The 2,069-nt window shown below is 41.1% G+C and carries 2 protein-coding genes; one reads left to right on the forward strand and one right to left on the reverse strand.

What is annotated here, in order from left to right; genetic code table 11:
• Window positions 1-47 precede the first annotated feature (47 nt).
• Window positions 48-752 (reverse strand): enoyl-CoA hydratase/isomerase family protein, encoded by a 705-nt coding sequence (locus EI164_RS15780; RefSeq protein ID WP_192520933.1) that lies wholly within the window; start codon window positions 750-752, stop codon window positions 48-50.
• 324 nt (window positions 753-1,076) lie between these two features.
• Here EI164_RS15780 and EI164_RS15785 point away from each other — a divergent pair, with 324 nt between their 5' ends.
• Entirely contained in the window at window positions 1,077-1,904 is an 828-nt protein-coding gene (locus EI164_RS15785) for an alpha/beta fold hydrolase (protein WP_192520935.1), read from the forward strand.
• Window positions 1,905-2,069 lie beyond the last annotated feature (165 nt).

Below are 2,069 nucleotides of genomic sequence, written 5' to 3' on the forward strand. Positions count from 1 at the left end.
TTTGAGTAGCTTATCTATGTTTGGCATATCTATTAAGTAAGTAGAGTTCAATAATATACGTTGTGTCTTACAACTACTTTTGCAAGAGGTCTATTTAGCATGTGTTTCATAGATGCCAACGCTTTACCTGGTAGCTGGCTCAATCGCATGGCCAATGCTTGTACACTAGCGTCTAGCTCATCGACACTGACCACACTATTGACTAAGTCTAAACGAGCCATATCTTCAGCTTTGAGCCTGTCACCCAACATTACTAGTTCAGTGGTTTTGGCCGCACCAATGAGCTGATTGAGTAGATAGATACCACCTGCATCTGGAATCAATCCAATATTGACAAAGGCCTGTACGAATTTAGCATTATCAGCCGCAATACGGAAATCACAAGTGAGCGCCAAATTCATACCTGCGCCAGCCACCGCGCCTTCTAATTTAGCGATAATGGGTTTATGAATGTGGCGTAACTTTAAGCTGACTTCTCCAGCGCCCTCGACCATACCTTTTAGTTTGTTTGAAATAACGTCTTTATCCATGCCTTGGGACAGCATTTCTTTGATATCGCCGCCACTGGAAAAATTACCGCCTGCGCCTTGTAAAATAATGACGCGAACCTGATCATCGGCTTCGGCATTATCAAGTGCTTTTAGTACGTCGTTTTTTAATGGTGTGCCAAAAGCATTTAGGCTTTTTGGATCATTGAAGGTAATGGTGGCAATGTGCTGGTCGACATGGTAATCGACAAAAACCTGCGTCATGGTATCTATCCTTGTATAAGTTATTATAGGTGTCTTATCGACGACATAGTACTATATAGTCAATTCTCTAGAAAAGAGTGACAGCGTCTTGCTTGAAGTATCACATATACCTCTGCACTTGGTTGTTTTGCATATTTTTTAAACTGCATTAACTATAGCAGCTTGGTATGATTATAAAAGTGGGTTTTGTGGGCGCTCAAGACACATTGAAGTTTAATAGGCTATGCTAAAATGCTAAAACCCATGTTAGGGGATTATTTATGAAGCTGCTTGAATATTTAGGGATATGTGAGCCTCTTCTATCTATAAAACAAGGAAGTGATTATGCCAACTATCAAAATTAATAATGTGGATATTTATTATGAAGACAGTGCGCCAAATGATGTAAAAAAGCCTGTGATGGTATTTGCACATGGTCTGCTGTGGAATGCGCAGATGTATGACAAACAAGTCGAGTATTTTCAAAGCGACTATCGCTGTATTGCTTTTGATTTTCGAGGACAAGGTCAATCGGAGGTCACCAAGTCTGGCTATGATATGGAAATGCTTACGGAAGATGCGCTAGGACTGCTTGCAGCGCTTGATATTGATAAATGTCACTTTGTTGGGTTATCTATGGGCGGTTTTGTCGCACAGAGAATCGCGCTTAAGCGTCCTGATTTATTACTATCACTTACTCTTTTAGAGACGTCTGCTGATCCTGAAGATCCTAAAAATGTGCCGCAGTATCGTAAGCTTGTCAAAGCCATTCGCTGGTTGGGTGTCAAACGCGTGAGCAACAAGATAATGCCGATTATGTTTGGTAGTAGCTTTTTGGCAGATAAATTAAGGAAATCTGAGCGCAAACAGTGGATCACGATGTTACAAGGAAATCGTAAGGGTGGTGTTATTAAGGCAACAATGGGTGTTATTGAGCGTACAGGAACTTATGAGCAGCTTGGTGATATCATAACGCCGACCTTGATCATCGTTGGTGATGAAGATGTGGCGACACCTTATCCAAAAGCTGAGCGTATGCATTTTGCCATTGCAGGATCTAAACTTGCGATTATTCAAGGAGCTGGACATACAGCGACAGTAGAAGAACCTGAACAGGTCAATCGAGTGATGAGTGAGTTCTTAGCGCATCTAGATGACTGTCAATTGAATTGAGAACACCGTATCCAATTTAAGAGCCTCTATCATATGATGATAGAGGCTTTTTTCAATTGAGGGTTACGTATGTGCTTGCTACATTCGAGAGCTGTATTCGTTATTGCTATGGTAACCCTCCCAAACTTAAGACACCTAATAAATAGAATTAAGCTGCCTGATTGA

It is taken from the genome of Psychrobacter sp. FME13 (genome assembly GCF_014861395.1).
Classification (GTDB): Bacteria; Pseudomonadota; Gammaproteobacteria; order Pseudomonadales; family Moraxellaceae; genus Psychrobacter.